Raw genomic sequence first — 18154 nt, forward strand, 5'->3', positions numbered from 1 at the left:
GTTTCCTACTATTTACCTAATATTCAGCACTTTCTAATAAAAAATTTATAAAGAAAGTATAGATATTCTTTATAAATTTTTTATTATTAATTATAATATACTTAAATATGATAAAATGAGGTGTTTTAATGAATGTCAGTGCTATTATAGCAGAATATAATCCCTTTCACAAAGGTCATCTTTATCACATAAAAAAAACAAAGGAATTGACCAAATGTGATGGAATTATATGTATCATGAGTGGTAATTTTGTTCAAAGAGGTCTTCCTTCTATAGTAGATAAATGGAGTAGAACAACCATGGCTTTAAAAAATGGAATAGACTTAGTAATAGAGCTTCCTGTAGTCTATAGCTTAGCTTCTGCTGAATTTTTTTCATATGGAAGTATAAGTCTAATTAACTCTTTAAATATAGTTAATACTCTCTCCTTTGGTAGTGAATTAGGTGATATAACTATATTAGAGAGAATAGCTGAAGTTTTATTAAAAGAACCAGTCCAATATAAAAAACTTCTAAGTTTTTATTTGGAACAAGGCTTAAGTTTTCCAAAGGCTAGAAGCAATGCTCTTGAAAGCTTTATTAAAAGTAATAATATTCCTATTGAAAATCTTTCTGTGATTTTAAATTCCTCAAATAATATTTTAGGAATAGAATATCTAAAGAGCTTATTAAAGCTAGAAAGTAATATAAAACCCTTAACTATAGAAAGACTTGGGGAATCTTACAATTCAAAAAATATAGCTGAAATTTCTAGTGCTACAGCCATTAGAAAGTTTATTTTTTCTAATAATTCAATTAAAGATTTAAAGGATCTTCTTCCTTTAGAAACTTTTCATATTCTTACAAACTATGGAGAAGAAAACTTTCCTTTGGAGGGAGATATTTTGCCATATTTAAAACATAAAATTTATACCAATAGAAATTGTCTTTTAAAAATTCCTGATGTAAAAGAGGGCATAGAAAACAAAATAATATATGAAATATTAAGAAGTGATGATTTTTCATACATTCTAAATAATATAAAAAGTAAAAGATACACTTTAACAAGAATACATAGAATACTAATGCAACTTTTTCTCGGCTTTGAAAATTATCCTATAGAAGATATGCGAAAGTCTAAGGCTCCTTATGCTAGAATATTAGGGTTTAATTCTAAGGGGCAAGAGATGCTAAAAGAAATTAAGAAGAAATCAATGATACCTATAATAACAAAAATACCTAAAGAAAAAAATGATTTTTTAAAACTTGATCTGGATAGTACAGCTTTTTATGGACTTTTAAATAAAAGTATTAACTATAATGAAGACTTTTATAGAAAACCTATAATTATTAAATAACTATAGTAATTTATTTTTAAAAGAGAAATATAGATATTATATAAGCAATTTTAAAAGGAAGATTTAGGTGAAATATTTTAAAAAAAATAAAAACAAAAATAACAAAGTATTTATTTTTATTTTAAGTATTTTAGTATTAAATATAATAATTTTTCCAAAACCTTGTATGGATGGTTCTATAAAAGGCTTAAAGCTATTTATTAATTCTGTATTTCCATGTTTATTTCCTTTTTTAGTATTATGCAATTTAATCATATATTTTAACGGGGTGGAGGTCTATGCAAAAGTCTTAGGCCCAATATTATGCAAACCCCTAAGGTTACCTTTTTCTTGCAGTGTTGTTTTAATCCTAAGTTTTTTATGTGGTTATCCCATGGGAGCAAAATATACTGCAGATTTATATGAGAAAAATATTATAGATTTTGCAACTTCAGAAAGACTTTTAAACATAGCTTCAAATGCAAGTCCACTATTTGTTATGGGCACAATTTCCATTACTATGTTAAAGAGTAGTTTTCTTGGGTATATACTGTTAATCTCCAATTATTTATCTTGTCTTATATTAGGTTTTCTTTTAAGAGGAAAAAATAAGCCTAATTTAAAAAAATCTAATAATACTATTGCAGTAAATAATAAAACTTCCTTTTCTAAAGCCTTTAGTCATAGTATAGAGGATGCTATTAATGTATGTATAACTGTTAGTGGATTTGTAGTATTTTTTTCAGTAATAATAGAAATAATAAGAAGCAATACCCAAAGTATTGCTTCTACCAAATCTAATGTTTTATTTTCATTTTTATTAGGACTTTTAGAAATAACTAATGGATGTCATGGTGTATCCTCAATGAATATTCCTATGAGTATAAAATTAAGTTTAATTAGCTTTTTAATGTCATTTAGTGGTATCTGCATAATATTGCAAGTTCACTCATTTATATATAAATATAATTTTTCAATAAAAAAGTATATATTAAGAAAATTTGTTCAAGGAATTATTAGTGCCCTAATAAGTATAATTATTTACTTATTTAGCTATAATAGCATTTCCTCTTTTTTAAATCTTAATACCTATAATAAAAAATTTGATTTTTTAAACTATTTGTTCCTCTGTGGGTGTATACTAATAGTTCCAATGCTTTTAGAAAAATTAAAGCGATTATTTAATGTTTTTTAATTCTTCCATATCTTCTTCCATGGTAGAGGTGGTAGCTTTTATATAAGTATCCATATTGATTATAAAGCTTTCCATCTCTTTTTTTAAGTTATTCATCATTTCTTCATATTTTGAATTGATTTCTTTTTGTGTATCTTCTATTCTATATAAAGAATACTCTTTAGCTCCATCCTTAATTACCTTTGATTTTTTCTGTGCATCATATATTATTTCCTCAGCTTTTGAGTTAGCTTCCCTTACATAATCATGGTTGTTTATTTTTTTTCTTACTATGTCTAAGCTTTCTTTTTTTATCATTTCAGCCTGCTCATAAGCATCTTTTAGTATTTTATCCTTCTCTTCTGTAATCCATTTTGCCTTTTTAAATTCTTCAGGAAGATAATCTATAATTTGCTCAATTACATCAGAAAATTCTTTTCTATCTATGACCACTTTACCTACTATAGGAATTGTTGAGGAGGTTTCTAAAATTTCTTTTAAATATTCTAGTAACTTTATAACATCCATAAGACCACTCCTTATTTTCTATCTATAACTTTTCTTGATATTATTTCCCTTATTTCTTCTGGAACTAATTCTTTTATGCATCCACCAAACTTTGCAACTTGTTTTACTGAAGAAGAACTTAAATAGGAGTACTCTGGACTAGTGGCCATAAAAACAGTTTCTTTTGTATTATCCAGCTTATTATTCATCATGGCCATTTGAAATTCATATTCAAAATCTGATACTGCTCTAAGGCCTTTTACAATGACATTTGCATTGTGTTTATCCATAAAATCTATTAATAATCCTTCAAAACTCTCTACCTTAACATTTTCATAAGGGCTAATAACTTTATTTATAAGTTCTACTCTCTCATCTATAGAAAACAATCCTTTTTTCTCTGGATTTATTAAAACTCCTACTACTACTTTATCAAAGACCTTAGAAGCTCTTTTTATAATATCTAAATGTCCATTTGTGATTGGGTCAAAACTTCCTGGGTAAACTGCTATTTTCATTTTAATTTATTCCCCTCTGTGTTTATATAAAAGCACTGTTGTATTTCCATATTTCCTTTGGTTTATTAAAACAATATCTCCATGCCCCTTGAAAATTTCTTCTCCTGAATCAATTTTACACATTATAATGCCTTCTTCCTTTAGCATAGAGTAATCTTCTATAATCTTAATTGCTAGAGGTATCATTTCTTTAGCATAAGGTGGATCTATAAATATTATATCAAATTTTTCTCCCTTTTTCCCTAATTTCTTTAAAATTTCATATGAATCACCATTTAAAGTTTGGCATATATCTTGAAATTTAAGATTTTCCACATTCTTTTTTAAAATTGAAAAAGTAGTAGGGTTTTTATCAACTAAATAACATTTTTTAGCCCCCCTACTAGCTGCTTCTATGCCTAAACTACCTGTTCCAGAAAAAACATCTATAACTACAGCCTCTGGAATGTAATTCTGTATCATACTAAACATAGCTTCCTTTACTCTATCTAAAGTAGGTCTAGTAACCATACCTTCTGGTGGTAAAATTTTTCTCCCTCTTGCTATTCCTGCTATTACTCTCATCTAACATCCTCCTTTTTTCTTTTTTTATTCTAGCATAAAAAAGAACTTGTAGAAAGTCTTAATTAAAGCATATGTATTTTGAAGATTTTTCTATGTGTTCTTCTATATATTTTTTAAATTCATTATGACATTGCTTATTGCTTTTTAAAAGTTCTTTGGCTTCTCTATTAGCACATCTCAATATATTAAAATCATCTATAGGGTCTGATATTATAAGGTCACTTTCACCATGTTGTCTATATCCAAAAAGTTCTCCAGTACCTCTAATTTTTAGGTCTTCTTCTGCAAGTTTGAAACCGTCACTTACAGTTTGCATAATCTCCATTCTATGTTTAACTTTTTTGCTTTTTATATTAGCTATTAAAACACAATATGATTTATATTCGCCTCTCCCCACTCTACCCCTAAGCTGATGAAGCTGTGCAAGTCCAAACCTTTCCGCATTTTCAATTATCATTAAGGTAGCATTGGGCACATTTACTCCCACTTCTATAACGGTAGTTGAGATTAAAACCTTTAGTTCTTTTTCTTTAAACTTATTCATAATATCTTCTTTTTCCCGCCAAGGCATTTTTCCATGTAAAATACCTACAGGAATATCTTTAAAATACTCTTTTTTAAGTTCATCATATAAATTCTCTACAGAACTTAGATTTAAGTCCTCAGATTCTTCAACTAAAGGGCAAACTACATATACCTGCCTTCCTTTATTTATTTCTTCTAAGGCAAAATTATATACTCTACTTTTTTCATTTTTAGCTATATAATATGTGTTTACTTTTTTTCTACTAGGTGGTAATTCATCTATTACAGAAAGATCTAAATCACCATAAAAACTTAAACTTAGAGTTCTTGGTATTGGTGTTGCCGTCATTACCAATACATCTGCATTTTCGTTTTTATTAGAAAGTCTACACCTCTGATTTACTCCAAATCTATGTTGTTCATCAGTTATAATAAGTCCTAGGTTTTTATACTCAACATTTTCTTCTATTAGAGCGTGAGTTCCAACTATTATATGTATTTCACCTGTTTTTAACTTTTCTCTTATGATTTCCTTATTTTTCTTTGTAGTACTCCCAGTTAAGATTTCTATATTTATATTAAAATCTTTTAGTAAATTCCTTATCTCATTTAAATGTTGCTTTGCCAAGATTTCAGTAGGTGCCATCATTACAGCTTGATAACCATTCATTACTACATTAAACATAGCTATAATAGCAACTACAGTTTTACCACATCCCACATCTCCTTCTACTAATCTATTCATGGGTTTATTTTTTTTACTATCACTTAAGATTTCTCTTACAACCCTATTTTGAGCCTCTGTAAGTTCAAAGGGTAGTTTTTCTTTTAAGTTTTTTAACTTGGATGAAATTTTAAAACTAATTCCATTATCCTTATTATAAACATCCTTAAGCATTAATATTTTTAAGCTGTAAATAAATAGTTCTTGAAATTTTAGCCTTTCCTTTGCCCTTTCTATACTTTCCCTATCCTTAGGACAATGTATACTTCTTATAGCTTCATCTAAAGATATTAATTTATATTTATCCAAGATTTCCTGTGGTAAATTTTCTTCAATCTTAATTTCACATAATAAATTTGTTATTACTTTATTTAAAAATCTATTAGTTATTTTACCCTTAAGAGGATACCTTGCAATAATTTTATCTCCATCTAAAGAAGTATTTCTAATGATTTTAGGATTTAAGATATTTATGTTTTTCCCTAAAAACTCACATTTACCTGAAATTAAATAAGTTTTCCCAATAAAAAAGCTATTTTTCATGTATGGTTGATTAAACCATACACCTGTTAAACTTTTTCCATTTAAATCAAAAATAATGCTACTTTTTATTTTACCAGTTTTGGTTCTAATATCTCTATCTATTTTAACAACCTTAACATATGCAGAGATTTTTTCTTTATCCTTGCAAGCATTTAAATCTGTAGCAAAAGCCACACTTTCATAATCCCTAGGAAAGTACAATAAAAGATCCATTATGCTAAATATACCAATTTTATTTAATTCCTTAGAAAGTTTTGGCCCCACACCTTTTACAAACTTAATATCATCTTGAATTCTCACTTCTTTATCACTCCTAACATGGGAAATAAACAGAATTCTTAACTTTAAAAGAAAAAAAGCCCTAAGGCTTTTATTCCACAGAAACAATAAAATAGTATAAAGGCTGTTTTCCCTCATAACACTGAACATCTAAATTCTCAAACTTATCCTCCAAAATTTCTATAAGTTCTTCAACTTTTTCTTTGTCACAATCTTCTCCATAGTATATAGTTATAAGTTCGCTGTCCTCGTCCACCATTTGTTCTAATATTTTTTCACATACTTCATATATATCATTTCCAACTTCACATATTTTTTCTTCTACAAGCCCTAATATGTCATCTTTCTTGATTTTTATTCCATCAGCTTCTGTATCTTTAACAGCATAAGTCACTGACCCTGTAGCCACATTTTCTATAACACTTTCCATTTCCATTAAATTATCATTTATGGAAGCTTCCGGGTTAAACATTGTAAGAGCAGTTATACCCTGTGGGATAGTCTTAGTTGGAATAACATAAACTTTTTTATCTGTGAGATCCACTGCTTGCTTAGCTGCCATTATTATATTCTTGTTATTTGGAAAAATAAATATATGCTCTGCATTTAAGCTCTCTATTTTGTCTAATATATCTTGAGTACTAGGATTCATTGTTTGTCCGCCTTCAATAACCCTATCTACTCCAAGTTCCTCTAATATGGATTTTATCCCCTCTCCACGAGCTACAGATATAAATCCAAATTTCTTACTTTCTGCTATATTATCATTAGCCTCTTCTACTTCATTATCACTACAAATAATATGTCTATGTTGCTCTCTCATATTATCTATTTTTATTTTTGATAATTCTCCTAACTTTAAAGCCTTTGATAAAACTAGTCCTGGATCGTTGGTATGAATATGAACCTTAACTACATCTTCAAGTCCAACTACTACCATAGAGTCACCTTGCTTTTCTAGGTCTCTTTTAAATTGTTCTACATCTACATTATCTGCATATACAAAAAATTCTGTGCAGTATCCAAACTTAATATTGGATGTACTTATACTACTTTGCGCAGTATTTATATGATTTGATTCCTTTTTATCTTTAACCTCTTTATTTAGAGTAACATCTACATCAAGCTCTAGGGCTTCATACATGCCTTTTAAGATTAATAAAAGCCCTGCACCTCCAGCATCTACAACTTTAGCTTCTTTTAATTGTGGTAGCATCTCTGGAGTTTTATTTAAAATTTCTTCTGAATAGTTTATAACTTCTTCAAAAAATTCACAAACGTCACTTTTAGAGCTTTTTTCTGCCACTTCTGCTGCAGCTCTAATAATAGTCAATATAGTACCTTCCGTAGGTCTCATTACAGCCTTATATGCAAAACTTGACCCTTCTTTTAATGCATTTTTAAAATCCTCTACCTTAGCACTTTCTTTATTTTCTACACCCTTAGCAAAACCTCTTAAAATTTGAGATAATATTACTCCAGAGTTTCCCCTAGCACCCATCAAAGCTCCTCTAGATAAAACTTTGGCTATGTCTCCAACATTATTATGTTCTAAACCTTTAACTTCATCTACTGCAGAACTAAAAGTCATCCACATATTTGTTCCTGTATCTCCATCAGGTACTGGGAATACATTCAATGCATTTATATGCTCCTTACTTTCTCCAAGTTTATTTGAAGCATTTACTATCATATTATAAAATTTATGTCCTGTAACACTTTGATATTTCAATTGTCGTACCTCCTTAAACCCTCACGCCTTGAACATTTACTGTAATGCAGGATACTTTTAATCCTGTAAGACTTTCTACAGTATACTTAACTTTTTGAATAATATTGTTTGCAATTACAGATATTCTAATTCCATATTCAACAATTATAAAAAGTTCTATATTTAACTCATTGTCTTTTGAATTAATTTTTACACCCTTATTTAGGTTTTCTTTTCTTAAAAGTTCCCAAAACCCATCTGTGGCATTTTTAGAGGCCATTCCTACAACTCCATAACACTCCATTGTTGAAAGTCCTACTATGTTACCTAACACCTCATCAGTATAGTAAACATTTCCAAATTCAGTGGCTAAGTTTCCTTTCATTATTATTCCTCCTTAATTTATACCTTATAGCTATTTTATATGATATAATAGATTTATTCAAGATTATAAATTCATTATAATTTTATTTAATTATTTTATATTATACTTGATATATATATATAACTTGTGATAAAATAAGCTATGTTTGAATTCATAGATTTTTACATATGGTTTAAAGGGAGGTGTTTTACATGGCAAGAATGTGTGAAATATGTGGTAAAGGTGTTGTATACGGAAGACAACGCAGCCACGCTGAAAATAAAAGTAATAGAACTTGGGCTCCTAACTTAAAAAAAGTTAAGGCTGTAGTTAACGGAACACCTAAAACAGTAAAAGTTTGTACTAGTTGTTTACGTTCTGGAAGAGTTCAACGTGCAGTATAATATAAAATAAATAAAAAAATGCAGTTAAAATCTGCATTTTTTTATTTTTTCCTCATAAAAAATTTTATTATATTAGATAAAAATTTAGGTAGTTTAACAGTAAATATCTTCATTTAATTCACCCCTAAAACTTGATTTAGACTTACATTAATATTTATATGTTTTAGAATCTTCTTTATTCCAAAGAAAAATTTATTAATACATAAATTTTTCTTTCAAAATATCTTATTCAAAAATATTTTAAGGGTTCATGAAAGATTATTTAAAATTAATACACACAAACTTTTACTCATTTAGATTATAAAAAGTATATGAAATATATTTAAATTAATCTCTAGGTAATATTATTAATAAAATACCACTTTCAAAATCTATATAAACATCCTCATCGGAAAATTCATTTGATACTGTTAAAGGTGAACCTGCTTTCAAATCATAGTTGAAAAGTTCATATTTTGCATTTTTTATAGTAAGCTTACGAACATTCTCCCTAAAAGCCTGTAGTGAAAAAGTCTCCCCCTTATTTCCTTTTAGATATATAGATTTTTTTGTAGCAAAAATTTCATTATTATCATCTATAAGTTTAATATTTATACCTTTTTCATGATAATCCACTAATAAACCTAAATTAGCTAGTACATGATCTATTCTTGTGCCTGTACACCCAAACAAAAGAATTTCATCTGCTCCCAATCTTATAGCTTCTTCTATAGCAAGTTCAGTATCTGTAAAATCTTTCTCAGGATTAAACTCTACAAATTTAAAATTCCTACCTCTATAATAGTGATATGCTTCTTTTGATATGGAGTCTAGATCTCCTACAATTAGGTTTGGTTCTAACTTATATTTTAATGTTACGTTTGCACCACTATCTGAAGCAATTATTAAGTACTTATCTTTAAGATAAGTACTTAATAATTCTAAAGAGGGTGCTTTCCCTCCAGAAATAATAATTCCCTTCATGTTACAATAACGCCTCTTTTAATTCTCTTATATTTTTTTCTATTTCTCCATTTTTAAATACAGCAGATCCAGCTACAAGTATATCTGCACCGGAATTTACTATGCTTTTAATATTATCTTTAGTTACTCCTCCATCTACCTCAATCAAAAGTTCACTATTATATTTGTAACTTAACTCTCTAAGATGTAATATTTTTTTTGAACAATAGTCAATATATTTCTGCCCACCAAAACCTGGATTTACAGACATAATTAAAACCATATCCAACATTGGAATTAAATCAACTATATTACTTATAGGAGTTCCCGGATTTAATGCTACAGAAGCCTTAACACCTTTACTCTTTATGTAATTTATAGTTCTATCTATATGTCTATCCGCTTCATAATGAACAGTTATAATGTCTGCTCCTGCAGCTATAAAATCATCTATGTATTTCGATGGTTCTTCTATCATAAGATGAACATCGAAGGGTAGTTTAGAATATGATCTTATGCTTTTTATTATAGGCATACCAAAGGTCAAATTAGGAACAAATCTCCCATCCATTACATCAATATGCACTAAATCAGCACCATACTTTTCAATTTTCTTTAAATCTTCCCCTAAATTTGCAAAATCTGCAGATAATATAGAAGGTGATATTTTCATAATTAGTACCTCCTTAAATTTTGTATTTCTTCTAATAATTTTATATAAAATTCATAACGTTCTTTATAGATTTCTCCCTTTTCTAATTTTCCCTTAATAATACATCCAGGCTCTTTATTATGCATACAATTTGAAAATTTACATTGCCCCTGATAGGACCTAAATTCAGGAAAACATTGAATTAAATCTTCTCCGTCTATAAATTCTGTAGCAATAGAAGAAAAGCCAGGGGTGTCTACTAAGAAACCCCCTTCATACTCTATAAGTTCAGCATGTCTAGTAGTATGTTTTCCTCTCTTTAACTTTTCACTTATTGCTCCTGTCTCCATATATTCTTTCCCAATAATAGAGTTTAAAATTGTAGATTTTCCTACTCCTGAAGGGCCACAAAAAACAGATATATTATCTCTTATTTTATCCTTAATGATATCTATTCCATCCCCCTCTTTTGCATTTATAAATATTAAGTCATATCCAATAGATTTTAAGATTTCTATAATTCGGGTTTGATCTTCCTTATTGAAATCTATAAGATCTATTTTATTTAAACATAGTGTTATTTCTAAATTACTGTTCTCACATAAGACTAAAAACTTGTTTAAAAGCTCAAAATTAACTTCTGGATTCTTTAAAGTAAAAACTACAAAAGCTTGAGTAACATTAGCAACAAATGGTCTAATGAGTTCAGAGGTTCTTTCAAATATCTCTTCTATGGTATTACCATCCTTTTCAGAACTTATCCTTACTTTATCTCCTACCATAGGAGTATATTTTTTAAATCTAAATTTCCCTCTAGCCGTACACTTGTAAAACTCCTGACCTACTTTTACTATATAAAGTCCACCTACTCCCTTAACTATAATTCCTTCCATTTTACCTCCTATACTTATCTATTTTTTATTTCTAATTCAGCATCAAAAATGTAATATTCAACTGATATATAGCTTCCTTCTTTTACTTGTGAACCCTCTCCTGGTTGTTGTGCCTTTATTATTTTATCTTTTTTAGGATCTCCAACTTTTACTTCTTGACCTTTGCTAAGCTTAAGTCCCAAACTTGATAAAATATTTGAAGCATCATTAATGCTCTTACCTGCTAAGTTTGGTACGGTAACTTTCTTTTCTTCAGGTCCCCTACTTACTACAAAGTCTATTTCAGTACCTTCTTCTACTTTTTCACTTGCCCCTGGATTATGGCTTATAACCTCATCAGATGGTACTGAATTATTAAATTCATATCTTACATTTCCAACCTTTAATTTTAAGGATTCTATCATTGGCTTAACTTCACTAAACTTTAATCCTACAAAGTTTTTTACTTCTATTGAATTTTTATCACCTTTACTTATAACTACCTTAACTTCATCCTGCTTTTTTACTTTTTCCCCCTCTTTAGGAGAAGATTCTAAAACCGTATCCTTAGGCTTATCACTTTCTTCTTCTTTATCTATAAAAAACTTTAATCCTAATTCCTCTACTTTTTTCTTAGCTTCATCCTTATTTAGTCCCACTATATCTGGCACTGCTATGTCCCCATGGTTTTTAAATAAAAGGCTCTTTATCCCAAAAGCAGAACCAATCCCTAAGAATAATACCAATATACCTATTACTAAACCCTTTATAATCTTGCTCTTGTTAAAATTAAGTTCTTTAAACTCTTCATCATATTCCTCATCGTCGTCATCAATTTCTTCAATGTCCTCTTCTTCCCTATGATTAGGAATATTTCCATTGGTATGTATGCTATTATCTAATATATTCTCATCAATTGGCTCCATAACCCTAGTAAATTCACTTGTATCGTAAACATTTGGCTTTAAATCTACATTTATATTGTTTTGAATCATGTTCATATCCATTATCATATATTTTATAGATTGATACCTTTTAAGTGGGTCCTTTTCCATACTCTTTACTATGAGATTATTTAAGCTTTGAGGAATATCCTTATTGAGAATTCTAGGTTCTACTAAAGGTTCTTGTATATGTTTTACAGCAATAGTTACAGGGCTATCCCCATCATAAGGAACCCTTCCAACTAACATTTCATAAAGTACTACACCTAGAGAATATATATCTGTTCTAAAATCAACTATATTCCCTTTAGCTTGCTCTGGTGAAAAATAATGTGCAGAGCCCATCACTTTATTGGTATTAGTTATAGTGGCTGAATTCATGGCTTTTGCTATTCCGAAATCAGTAACCTTTATAGTGCCTTCCTCTGTTATAAGAATATTTTGTGGTTTAATATCTCTGTGTACTATTTTGTTTTTATGAGCGCATTCTAAGGCTTTTGCTATTTGGACCCCTATATCTAGAGCCTCATTAAAGTTTAAAAATCCTTTTTCTCTAATATATGCTTTTAAGGTTTTACCTTCAACAAGTTCCATTACTATATAATTAATACTATCCTCGCTACCAACATCGTATATACTGACAATATTATTACTAGTTAAGGCTGCAGCTGCAGTTGCTTCTCTTTTAAATTTTTCTACAAATTCACTATCATTTGCAAATTCTCTTTTTAAAATTTTAACTGCAATATATCTATTTAATAAATTACATTTCCCTTTGTAGACCTCAGACATTCCTCCTTCTCCGATTTTCTCCAATATTTCATATCGGTTTCCCAAAACTTTACCTATCATCTTCATCAGCTCCTCTAAAAACAATTACTGATATATTATCCTTACTTCCATTTTTTTTACCAAGCTCTATAAGTTTTTGACTAGCAACATCCTCGTTAAAATTTGTTACTATATCTAAAATTTCACTTAAAGAAACAACGTTTGTAAGACCATCAGTACATAAAATTATTTTAAAAAGATCACTTAGTTGTAATTCGTAGAGATCTATTTCTACCTCTTTTCTAGTGCCTAAGGCCCTTGTTATTATATTTTTATTTGGATGCTTTAACCCTTGTTCAAAAGTAATGCTTCCACTATCTATAAGTTCTTGTACTAAAGAATGGTCTTTTGTTACTTTCTTAATAGTTTTATCTTGCTTTATTACAATACATGAGCTGTCCCCTACATTAGCAACTAGGACTTTATCTTCTTTAATCAAACATGCGGTTATAGTTGTGCCCATTCCTTCATATGCTTCTTTTTCCTTAGATAGCATATATATATGTCTGTTTGCTTTTTCAATAGATTTTTTTAATAGTTCCCTTAAATTTTTTTCACCTGAATAAGTGTCTTTTATAAAATTTATAGTATTATTAACGGCTATATTACTTGCAACTTCACCTGCATTATGTCCTCCCATACCATCTGCAACTACATAATATTTTAGAGTGGAATCTTCAAAGTATCCAACGGAATCCTCATTGACTAATCTATAATTTCCTACATCAGAAACTATACCCACCAATTTTGTAGCCCCCTTTAAATAAATTTTTCCTTATTTAAATAACTTCTTCTTAGTTGCCCACAAGCTGCATTTATGTCAGAGCCCATTTCTCTTCTTATGGTTACTTGTATACCTCTTTCTTCTAGTATTTTTTTAAAGTTTTCAATCCTGTGTTTTTCTGATTTCTTATAGTCTCTTTCCTTAACTTCATTCACAGGTATTAGGTTTACATGACATAAGATTCCTTTTAATAAATTAGAAAGTTCTTCAGCATGCTCTTTCTTATCATTAAATTCCTTTATTAAGGCATACTCAAAACTTACTCTTCTACCCGTTTTGTCTATGTAGTATTTGCACACATCTATAATATCTTGTATAGTATATTTGTTTGCAATTGGCATACTTTGCTTTCTTATATAATCCGTTGGAGCATGCAGTGAAATTGCTAAAGTTATTTGAAGATTTTCATCGGCCAATTTTTTTATCTTAGGTACAATACCACAGGTTGATAAGGTTATATGTCTCTTTCCTATATTTAAAGTATATTTTTCTCCTACTAAATTTATGAACTTAATTACATTATCATAATTGTCAAGTGGCTCTCCACTTCCCATTAAAACAATATTTGAAATCCTCTCTCCCATTTCTTTTTGGGCTACTAAAACTTGAGATATTATCTCCCCTGATGAAAGATTTCTCACCATGCCTTCTATAGTAGATGCACAAAATTTGCATCCCATTCTACATCCTACTTGGGTTGAAACACAAATAGAATTTCCATGTTTATATTTCATAACTACAGTCTCTATTAAATTCTCATCACCATAGGCTAAAAGAAACTTTTCAGTATTGTCTTCTTTTGAAGTTAATTTACTTATAACTTTAGGTATCTCTATTTTAAATTGTAAATTTAGTTTTTCTCTAGTAGCATTGGGTATATTATTCATATCATCAAAATTCCAAACACCTTTATATATCCAATCCAATATCTGTTTTGCTCTAAAAGAACTTTCACCCATTTCTTCCATTAAAGTTTTTAGTTCATCTAAGGTAAAATCTAAAATGTTTTTCATGTAAAACACCTACTGTCTCTTAATTTTGCACAGGAAAAATCCATCCATATGCTCATTAGGTAAAATAGTAATATAACCTTCTTCATTATATATTATATTTTCAACTTTACCTAAATAAATTTTATCTAATTTAAACTCTTTATTTTTTTCTAAAAATTCATGTATAATTCTTTCATTTTCTTCCTTATTCAATGTGCAAGTTGAGTATACTAAATATCCACCTTTCTTTACATATTTAGATGAGTTATTTAATATATTAGTTTGAATTGAATGTAAACTTTTTAGTTCCTGTTGTGATTTATTCCACTTTATTTCAGGTTTTTTTCTTATTATACCAAGTCCTGAACAAGGTACATCTACTAATACTCTGTCTGCACTTTCTATAAGATCATTATAAAGTTCTTCTGCATTTTTAAGTTTAGTTTCTATAATGTTTATTCCAAGTCTTCTTGCATTATCTTCTATTAACTTTAACTTATGATCATATATATCAAAAGCTAATATTTCACCTTTGTTATCCATAAGTTCTGCCATATGGGTAGTTTTCCCTCCAGGCGCACTGCAAGTATCAATAACTCTTAGTCCTTCTTTTAGTTCCATTAATGTTGCCACTAACATAGCACTCTCATCTTGAACAGTTATAAGTCCTTCTTTAAAAAGCTTATTTTCTTCTATACTACTTCCCTTTTTGATTTTTATAGCCTCTGGACAAATTTCTCCTTCTGTAACTTCATATTGATTAGTTATTAATTTATCTAAGACCTCTTCATAATCGCCTAAAAGAGAATTCACCCTAACAGTAACTAAAGGTCTTTCATTTAAACCTTTTAATATTTTTATACAGGTTTCCTTACCATATTGTTCTATGAATAGTTCTACCATCCACGGATTATAAGAAAATTCATAAGCAAGCTTTTCTGATTCACTTTTAAAGTTAAACTTAGGTTCACCACGTCTTAAATAGTTTCTAAGAACTCCATTTACTAGCTTAGAGTTCTTAAGTGTGTTGTATTTTTTGCATATATCCACAGCCTCATTTACCACTGCAAAATTAGGTACCTTATCCAAATACTTAAATTGATATATGGATATTCTAAGTAAAGTAAGTACAAACTTATCTACACTATCAATCCCCTCTCTTAAAAAAGAAGAGAGGATTTTATCTATAGTGTATTTATGCTTTAAGGTACCATATACAATTTCAGTAATAAGTGCCTTATCTTTTATTTGAAAGCTATACTTTTTTAAATTAGAATTAAGTGATAAATTAGAGTATGAATTTTTATATAATACTTCATTTACAATATCAACTGCTACTTTTCTTGTGTTCATAAGCACCTCTATATAAATTTAATCATTATTTCTATTACTTAATGCAATTAATCTTAAAAGCTGAGAAATTGCTGTTAAGGCTGCTACTACATAAGTTAAAGCCGCTGCTTTTAAAACTTTTTTTGCACCATAAAGTTCCTCTTTATCCAAAATACCTCTTGTATCTAAAATCCTAATAGCTCTAGCTGATGCATTAAATTCTACAGGTAAAGTTATTATTTGAAAAATAACTGCTGCAGAAAATAAAATTATGCCTAAACTCGTTAAACTTGGTATACTAAAAACTAATCCTATGAAAAATAAAAACCAAGAGGCACTAGAACTAATATTAACAACAGGAACAATTTTATTCCTTATAATAAGTGGCGAATAACTTTCTTTATGTTGAATTGCATGCCCTGTCTCATGCGCTGCAACTCCTATAGATGCAACGGAATTTCCATAGTATACTTCATTAGAAAGTCTCATTACTCTCCTTGTTGGATCATAGTGATCTGTAAGTTTGCCAGAAACAAGCTCTACAGGAATATCATATAACCCAGCCTCATCTAAAAGCATTCTTGCAATTTCTGCTCCTGTAACTCCTCTTTTACTAAACACCTTTGAATATCTTTGAAAAGCACTATTAACCTTAAATTGTGCATACATAGAAATTATAAGAGCAGGCAATAAAATTATCATAGTACTATCATAGAAAAAAGGCACATCAATCACTCCTTAATATTTTTTATACTAAAGCTTCTATCCCAAGTACATATTTAAAGTCCTAGTATACTTTTAACTTTAATATCATTTCCTTTTATATATTCTCCAACTTCCATAGATTTCTTACCTGGAAATTGTAATTTTTTGATTAACAATATTTCTCTTCCACAAGCAACTTTAATTCCCTCATGATTTACACTTAAAATTGTTCCAGGTTCTTCACTAATATCTTTTTTAATAACCTCTGCCTCATATATTTTCATTGAATTCCCTTCATAATAAGTGTAAGCTACTGGCCAAGGATTTAATCCTCTAATGAACATTTCTATTTCACTTGCAGAAACATTCCAATCTATCTTAGCCATATGCTTGCCTAACATTGAGGCATACATAGTTGATGTTTCTCCTTGTTTAATAGGTGTTATTTCTCCTGTGTAAAGTTTTTCTAAAGTTTCTATAAGCAGTGGTCCTCCTGTATTCATTAGTATATCATGAAGTTCTCCAGCTGTAATGTTCTCACCTATTTCAACCTTATTCCAAAGCAACATATCTCCTGTATCCAATCCTTCATTCATAAGCATAGTGGTATTACCTGTAATCTTTTCCCCATTTATAATAGCCCAATTAATTGGTGCTGCTCCTCTATATTTAGGAAGAAGAGAAGCATGTAAGTTTATACATCCATACCTTGGAATATCTAATATTTCTTTTGTCAATATTTGACCAAAGGCTACTACTACTATAAAGTCTGGATTTATTTTTTTTAATATCGCCTTAACTTCTTCATCCTCTTTTAATTTAATTGGTTGATATATAGGAATATTATATTTTAAAGCTAATTCTTTTACAGGGGATGCAGTAAGCTTTTTTCCCCTTCCTTTTGGTTTATCAGGTTGAGTTAAAACTGCCTCCACTTCATAATTATCTATTAAAGCTTTAAGAGAAGGAACTGCAAAATCTGGGGTTCCCATAAAAACAATTTTCATATTTAAGCTTCCACTCCTTCATTCATCTTGTCAATAAATAAAACTCCATTTAAATGATCTATCTCATGACAAAATGCCCTAGCTAAAAAATCTCGTCCTTCATATATAACTTCTTCGCCTTTTTCATTTAAGGCTTCTACCCTAACATAGTCAGGTCTTTCAACTTTTCCTTGAGCGCCAGGTACACTTAAGCATCCCTCTAAATCTATATTACTACCGCTCATTTCAACTATCTCAGGATTTATTGCTACAATAGGTCCCTCACCTATATCTATAACTATTACTCTTTTTAATATTCCAACTTGTGGTGCTGCAAGTCCAACTCCATTTTCTTTATACATTGTCTCCTTCATATCCTCTATTAATTGAAGAGTTCTATTATCTATTTCCTTTACTTCTTTGCATTTTTTTCTTAAAATTTCATCTCCATTGAATCTTAAATTTCTAAGTGCCATATTTAAGTC

19 protein-coding genes are annotated in these 18154 nt (G+C 29.1%); 3 read left to right on the plus strand and 16 right to left on the minus strand.

The annotated features are described in order from the left end of the window. The first annotated feature begins 128 nt into the window (after window positions 1–128). Window positions 129–1337 (plus strand): nucleotidyltransferase, encoded by a 1209-nt coding sequence (locus FNZ64_RS08850; protein WP_142414446.1) that lies wholly within the window; start codon window positions 129–131, stop codon window positions 1335–1337. A gap of 67 nt (window positions 1338–1404) precedes the next feature. Continuing rightward, window positions 1405–2511 (plus strand): sporulation integral membrane protein YlbJ, encoded by a 1107-nt coding sequence (gene ylbJ, locus FNZ64_RS08855; protein ID WP_142414447.1) that lies wholly within the window; start codon window positions 1405–1407, stop codon window positions 2509–2511. Here the strand turns inward: ylbJ and FNZ64_RS08860 are convergent. The 6 genes from FNZ64_RS08860 to FNZ64_RS08885 form a co-directional block, all read right to left on the minus strand. Then, on the minus strand, window positions 2494–3018 hold the full coding sequence (locus tag FNZ64_RS08860; protein ID WP_142414448.1) for an ATPase: 525 nt from the start codon (window positions 3016–3018) through the stop codon (window positions 2494–2496). The genes ylbJ and FNZ64_RS08860 overlap by 18 nt on opposite strands. 11 nt (window positions 3019–3029) lie before the next feature. Further along, window positions 3030–3515: a pantetheine-phosphate adenylyltransferase gene (gene coaD, locus FNZ64_RS08865; RefSeq protein ID WP_142414449.1), complete on the minus strand. Its 486-nt coding sequence runs from the start codon at window positions 3513–3515 to the stop codon at window positions 3030–3032. Between the two features lie 6 nt (window positions 3516–3521). Further along, window positions 3522–4079 (minus strand): 16S rRNA (guanine(966)-N(2))-methyltransferase RsmD, encoded by a 558-nt coding sequence (gene rsmD / locus FNZ64_RS08870; RefSeq protein WP_142414450.1) that lies wholly within the window; start codon window positions 4077–4079, stop codon window positions 3522–3524. Window positions 4080–4137: 58 nt separating this feature from the next. Then, window positions 4138–6171 (minus strand): ATP-dependent DNA helicase RecG, encoded by a 2034-nt coding sequence (recG, locus tag FNZ64_RS08875; protein WP_243129242.1) that lies wholly within the window; start codon window positions 6169–6171, stop codon window positions 4138–4140. 70 nt (window positions 6172–6241) lie between these two features. Further along, entirely contained in the window at window positions 6242–7882 is a 1641-nt protein-coding gene (locus tag FNZ64_RS08880) for a DAK2 domain-containing protein (protein WP_142414452.1), read from the minus strand. A 13-nt stretch (window positions 7883–7895) separates the two neighbouring features. Beyond that, entirely contained in the window at window positions 7896–8246 is a 351-nt protein-coding gene (locus tag FNZ64_RS08885) for an Asp23/Gls24 family envelope stress response protein (protein ID WP_142414453.1), read from the minus strand. Window positions 8247–8437: 191 nt separating this feature from the next. On the opposite strand from FNZ64_RS08885, the gene rpmB reads away from it, so the two are divergent. Continuing rightward, window positions 8438–8629: a 50S ribosomal protein L28 gene (rpmB, locus tag FNZ64_RS08890; protein ID WP_142414454.1), complete on the plus strand. Its 192-nt coding sequence runs from the start codon at window positions 8438–8440 to the stop codon at window positions 8627–8629. Between the two features lie 327 nt (window positions 8630–8956). Here the strand turns inward: rpmB and FNZ64_RS08895 are convergent, their stop codons facing one another. The 10 genes from FNZ64_RS08895 to def form a co-directional block, all read right to left on the minus strand. After that, window positions 8957–9592, minus strand: a complete 636-nt coding sequence (locus FNZ64_RS08895) for a thiamine diphosphokinase (RefSeq protein ID WP_142414455.1) — start codon at window positions 9590–9592, stop codon at window positions 8957–8959. A gap of 1 nt (window position 9593) precedes the next feature. Next, the gene (gene rpe, locus FNZ64_RS08900) at window positions 9594–10247 is read right to left on the minus strand and encodes a ribulose-phosphate 3-epimerase (protein ID WP_142414456.1); all 654 of its coding nucleotides are present in this window, start codon (window positions 10245–10247) and stop codon (window positions 9594–9596) included. Further along, window positions 10247–11116, minus strand: a complete 870-nt coding sequence (rsgA, locus tag FNZ64_RS08905; protein ID WP_142414457.1) for a ribosome small subunit-dependent GTPase A — start codon at window positions 11114–11116, stop codon at window positions 10247–10249. Before rsgA ends, rpe begins: the two co-directional genes overlap by 1 nt. 14 nt (window positions 11117–11130) lie before the next feature. After that, window positions 11131–12891, minus strand: a complete 1761-nt coding sequence (gene pknB / locus FNZ64_RS08910) for a Stk1 family PASTA domain-containing Ser/Thr kinase (protein WP_185903734.1) — start codon at window positions 12889–12891, stop codon at window positions 11131–11133. Further along, a complete protein-coding gene (locus FNZ64_RS08915) occupies window positions 12881–13612 on the minus strand; it encodes a Stp1/IreP family PP2C-type Ser/Thr phosphatase (RefSeq protein WP_341472632.1) in 732 nt (243 codons plus the stop codon). The genes pknB and FNZ64_RS08915 overlap by 11 nt, the downstream gene beginning before the upstream one ends. A 17-nt stretch (window positions 13613–13629) precedes the next feature. Beyond that, a complete protein-coding gene (rlmN, locus tag FNZ64_RS08920; protein ID WP_142414460.1) occupies window positions 13630–14667 on the minus strand; it encodes a dual-specificity RNA methyltransferase RlmN in 1038 nt (345 codons plus the stop codon). 9 nt (window positions 14668–14676) lie between these two features. Further along, window positions 14677–15999: a 16S rRNA (cytosine(967)-C(5))-methyltransferase RsmB gene (gene rsmB, locus FNZ64_RS08925; protein ID WP_142414461.1), complete on the minus strand. Its 1323-nt coding sequence runs from the start codon at window positions 15997–15999 to the stop codon at window positions 14677–14679. Window positions 16000–16017: 18 nt separating this feature from the next. Continuing rightward, window positions 16018–16680, minus strand: coding sequence for a zinc metallopeptidase (locus tag FNZ64_RS08930; protein ID WP_142414621.1), 663 nt, complete (start codon window positions 16678–16680; stop codon window positions 16018–16020). A gap of 77 nt (window positions 16681–16757) precedes the next feature. Next, entirely contained in the window at window positions 16758–17690 is a 933-nt protein-coding gene (fmt, locus tag FNZ64_RS08935; protein WP_142414462.1) for a methionyl-tRNA formyltransferase, read from the minus strand. 2 nt (window positions 17691–17692) lie between these two features. Then, a complete protein-coding gene (gene def / locus FNZ64_RS08940) occupies window positions 17693–18145 on the minus strand; it encodes a peptide deformylase (RefSeq protein ID WP_142414463.1) in 453 nt (150 codons plus the stop codon). Window positions 18146–18154 lie beyond the last annotated feature (9 nt).

The sequence above is a fragment of the Hathewaya massiliensis genome (assembly GCF_902143515.1).
Lineage (GTDB): Bacteria > Bacillota > Clostridia > Clostridiales > Clostridiaceae > Hathewaya > Hathewaya massiliensis.

Excerpts from the sequence above, each read along its gene's own strand:
- def (WP_142414463.1), bottom strand. The coding sequence starts at position 18,145 with ATGGCACTTAGAAATTTAAGATTCAATGGAGATGAAATTTTAAGAAAA.
- rsgA (WP_142414457.1), bottom strand. The coding sequence starts at position 11,116 with ATGGAAGGAATTATAGTTAAGGGAGTAGGTGGACTTTATATAGTAAAA.
- FNZ64_RS08860 (WP_142414448.1), bottom strand. The coding sequence starts at position 3,018 with ATGGATGTTATAAAGTTACTAGAATATTTAAAAGAAATTTTAGAAACC.
- rlmN (WP_142414460.1), bottom strand. The coding sequence starts at position 14,667 with ATGAAAAACATTTTAGATTTTACCTTAGATGAACTAAAAACTTTAATG.
- FNZ64_RS08850 (WP_142414446.1), top strand. The coding sequence starts at position 129 with ATGAATGTCAGTGCTATTATAGCAGAATATAATCCCTTTCACAAAGGT.
- FNZ64_RS08895 (WP_142414455.1), bottom strand. The coding sequence starts at position 9,592 with ATGAAGGGAATTATTATTTCTGGAGGGAAAGCACCCTCTTTAGAATTA.
- rpmB (WP_142414454.1), top strand. The coding sequence starts at position 8,438 with ATGGCAAGAATGTGTGAAATATGTGGTAAAGGTGTTGTATACGGAAGA.
- FNZ64_RS08885 (WP_142414453.1), bottom strand. The coding sequence starts at position 8,246 with ATGAAAGGAAACTTAGCCACTGAATTTGGAAATGTTTACTATACTGAT.
- coaD (WP_142414449.1), bottom strand. The coding sequence starts at position 3,515 with ATGAAAATAGCAGTTTACCCAGGAAGTTTTGACCCAATCACAAATGGA.
- rsmD (WP_142414450.1), bottom strand. The coding sequence starts at position 4,079 with ATGAGAGTAATAGCAGGAATAGCAAGAGGGAGAAAAATTTTACCACCA.
- pknB (WP_185903734.1), bottom strand. The coding sequence starts at position 12,891 with ATGATAGGTAAAGTTTTGGGAAACCGATATGAAATATTGGAGAAAATC.
- FNZ64_RS08930 (WP_142414621.1), bottom strand. The coding sequence starts at position 16,680 with ATGATAATTTTATTGCCTGCTCTTATAATTTCTATGTATGCACAATTT.
- fmt (WP_142414462.1), bottom strand. The coding sequence starts at position 17,690 with ATGAAAATTGTTTTTATGGGAACCCCAGATTTTGCAGTTCCTTCTCTT.
- rsmB (WP_142414461.1), bottom strand. The coding sequence starts at position 15,999 with ATGAACACAAGAAAAGTAGCAGTTGATATTGTAAATGAAGTATTATAT.